The 3,608-nt window shown below is 45.1% G+C and carries 2 protein-coding genes and 1 pseudogene; 2 read left to right on the top strand and 1 reads right to left on the bottom strand.

Annotated features, from left to right (window positions below; translation table 11 throughout):
- Positions 1-682 precede the first annotated feature (682 nt).
- Entirely contained in the window at positions 683-1,552 is an 870-nt protein-coding gene (locus tag H8K52_RS20480) for a hypothetical protein (RefSeq protein ID WP_186924767.1), read from the top strand.
- A gap of 495 nt (positions 1,553-2,047) precedes the next feature.
- Here the strand turns inward: H8K52_RS20480 and H8K52_RS20475 are convergent, their stop codons facing one another.
- Positions 2,048-3,016, bottom strand: coding sequence for an alpha/beta fold hydrolase (locus H8K52_RS20475; protein WP_186924766.1), 969 nt, complete (start codon positions 3,014-3,016; stop codon positions 2,048-2,050).
- Positions 3,017-3,405: 389 nt separating this feature from the next.
- Between H8K52_RS20475 and H8K52_RS20470 the strand changes: the two are divergent.
- A pseudogene (locus tag H8K52_RS20470) lies at positions 3,406-3,608 on the top strand (IS110 family RNA-guided transposase); the annotation flags it as partial.

Here is a 3,608-nt window from a genome sequence, read left to right as displayed (position 1 = left end):
CAGGCGCGCAGATTCCATTATGGCTCGGGCGCGACGGTGCCCAGATAGAAGCCGGATATACGCGAGCAGTTACACCTTTTGTTTGAACAAAAAAATTTGCAATATTGGAGGAGTCCATATACGTCAACAGCGAAGCGTATTGCGCCGTATGAACGTTGATTATGGCGAACCATCGTTTTCATTGGCACCTTGGATTTGCAGATAAATTGCTTCGCCGTTTTTCATCTTACCGTCGGACGGTGTAATACGGCTTCGCCTATTACACCTTACTCACGGCGCGTAGCCATGTAGGACGGGTGCAACCCGCGCTGTAAATCACCTCGACGATTTATCGTTCAAATCTTCTTTCAAGCATCTAATTACCCTCTCGGTATTTTGAACATGCTCGCGGCGCGGGTTGCACCTGCCCACCATTTTTCATGTTGCTGCCCCTCAGAAAAAGGTTCGTAAAACATGGCGTCAGGTCTTGATATGCGATATTTATACGAACACTGTCAATTCAAGATCTGCCCCCTTTCTTCTGGGGTAAAATACTTCGCCTAGGTGGCTTCAACTTCCCATCCTTTCGCTCTCTTCCTGCGCCAAGATCTAACGCCTATTTTGTTCACGCAAAAGGATCTGGCTGCACAAGGTGGGATTCCCTTAAAAAGTTAAACCAAATTTATAGCAATGGAATCGCAAAATGAAAATGAAAGTCATCGCAACATGTGCAGCCATATTGATGTCGAATCTGGCCTTGGCGCAATCCAGCAAAATGCAAAATCCAGACATTCTGGGAATTCGCATCGGTATGTCAAAAACCGAAGTCATGGCCATCATTAAAGAGAAATTTCCGAAATCAAAGTTGAAGAATGTCAGCAAAGAAGTGACGATAGGCACTGCCGATTTGATCTACGATGCACAAACCAATATTAGTCTCGACATCACTAAGCCTACGATTACCGAAGACAATTTGCGTCTGAGTTTTCTTCCTGATGACACGGTGATTGCGGTTCGACGCTTGATTCGCTATGTGCCGAGAAAGCAAACCACAGCGGACATCCATGTCGGTTTAAAAGAGAAATTTGGTGAGCTTAGTTATTTTGTGTATGACGACACCACACAATTTGAAGATCGTACGATGTGGTCAGATCGCATGCTGCCGGGACTCAGTCTGGTTGGAACAAATTATGTGCAAGGGCATTATATTTCTCCTGGAGATTTCGGCACGGTCACGCCTTATCCTTACTGCTGGGCTGAGATGTCGACTTACTTTACGGATACGTATAATCCCAAAGAGATCTATCAGAGTCTGACAGATCGCAGTGGCGTTAGTCTTAACAGAGCAAATAAGTGGAAGTCCTGCGGCAAAGCACTTTGGGTGTCGAATCTGCATGAGCGTTCTCAGTTGAATTTTTATGCAACGCAAACTGAGATGATTTTGATGGATTTGAGCAGCGCGCCTGAGCAGATGTTGAGTATGCCGACTATGTTGAAAAACAATCCTAAGACGACGTATGCGAAACCAGTAACGGAATTGCCTAAACCTAACGCGAACACGCCGAGTTTTTGATCTGCGAAAGCGTAGTCGTTAGCTAGATCGACTTTAGCTTTGATATTTATAAAGGCAATTCAAAACCTCAGCCGCAGAGGCGCAGAGAACCATACAGGGCGGGTGCAACCCGCTCTGTAAATCACCTCAACGATTTATCGTTCAAATCTTCTTTCAAGTATTTAATTACTCTCTCGGTATTTTGAACATGCTGGCGGCGCGGGTTGCAACCGCCCTTTTTGTCGCCCTCATACTATTTCGCTCTTGAAAGGCTTGCCGCCTCTATCCTTTTGATGAAAAAACGAGGTTAAATATTGCCATCAATTTTTACGCGAAGACGTTGATGGAAGATCTCCCCCCGTTCATATGGCACATTCCTACGAACGCAAGCACCCATTCTATTGTTTCGTATTCGTTTTCACAGTTTCAGAAACGTTTTCTCTGTTTGTACAAAATTCATTTATCCCTCGCACTGCGTACTATCCGTACTATCGCGGCAAGTACACTTTATACAGTTTATTTGACAGCAATAACTTTATTCAAAAAATCATTAACCTGTTGCTGCATCCATGCTGGTGCATCCGCCATGATGAAATGTTTGGAGTCTTTGGCGAAGGCCATGTGATTTAAGTCTTTTGGGATGTTCGCTAATTGTTTCTCATAAGTGGCTTGTACTTGTTCCGCTGGGGTATAAGGCGCACCATTTTGTAAAGCACCTAACGTCAATACCGGCACGCGCACATTACTTAAGGCTGGGCGCAAATCTTTGCTAGCTAACTCACCCATCGTACGGCCAGAGGTCATAGGGTCAGACGTCATCATATCTTTGGCGATCTGCGCGTGCCATTGGGTGTTGTTCGCCATATTTTTTGCCATCGCCATAGGATCAAATCCGGTATTTTGCGGTGGCGGCAGGTTGCCAGATTTCTGCATAGCGGCCTGCGCTTCGGCATACATTGCGCCCAAGGCAGGTAAGCCATCGACGTTGATCGCGGCACTAATTTTATCTGAATGATTGGCTGCTAATGAGAGCGCTAAAAATCCACCTAAGGAATGTCCAATCACAACCGGTTTATGCAATTGTTGCTTTGCGATGTAATCGACAATTGCTTGCTCTTGGGCCGCGATAAAGCCTTTGCTCATCGCGCTATTTGGCAATGCTCTTGTTCCTGCAAAGCCAGCTAAAGTCAGTACGTGCACTTGATAACGATCTTGCAGTGCGGCGACCGTGTCTTTCCAAACTATCGAGGAGGAAGCAAGACCTGGGATAAGTATTAATGCTGGGCCATTACCACTCACTTCCACCTTGAACGGCGCCACAGCAGCAGATGCGGCATCACTATTCACATTGGCTTGGTTTGCTTGCGGCGCATTTGTTGTTGTCGCGAAGGTAGGCGCAGCGGCTAAAGATAAAGCGATGCTGAACGCTAAATTGCGCAATGCGATTGCGTGGCGACGAGATGAAACGAGAGCATTGTTATTCATGATGAGTTCCTTATTTTTGTCAGTGAATTTGTGTTGCGACTGGAATGAATTGTAAAGATCTCCAGCCACGTTCACCAGTGACAAATGTCATCAGTTTTCTATTAAGTAATCACCAGTCCTCGTCAAACTATAGTGCGGGCACGCCATTCACAATCTGCTTTGTCGGATTTTTTGAACGCTAATAAATAAATTGTTGCACGACATGTAGATACAGAGAGACGTTAAACAAAATCCCATGTTCAAAGTTGATTGAAACGCCAGATGCGAATTTGCATACTGCAATGATGAGGATGCAATCAGCCATGTAGATCCTATGATAAAGAAAGAGTCGACAAGCAAATAACAATCCTTAAAATAAAAGCTCGACCAATTAAATCAAGGAGAACGACATGCTTGCGACTCTTAGTAATGATTTTACTGCAGAAAAAGTGGTTCTGGCAGTGGCGTTAGAACTTTCTAACGGCTGTTGGAAAATGGGTCTAAGTGACGGCAGAAGAGCCAGACCTACAGTTATCACTGTGTCAGATGAGCAACCGCATGCGCGACTAATGGCAGCGGTAAAAGTGATACAGGAAATACTGATGAAATGGCT

Origin of the sequence: Affinundibacterium seohonense (assembly GCF_014284305.1) — a bacterium.
In the GTDB taxonomy this organism is placed as follows: domain Bacteria; phylum Pseudomonadota; class Gammaproteobacteria; order Burkholderiales; family Burkholderiaceae_D; genus Undibacterium; species Undibacterium seohonense.
The sequence above is the reverse complement of the archived record's forward strand: the minus strand, read 5'-3'. Positions and strand labels throughout refer to the sequence as shown.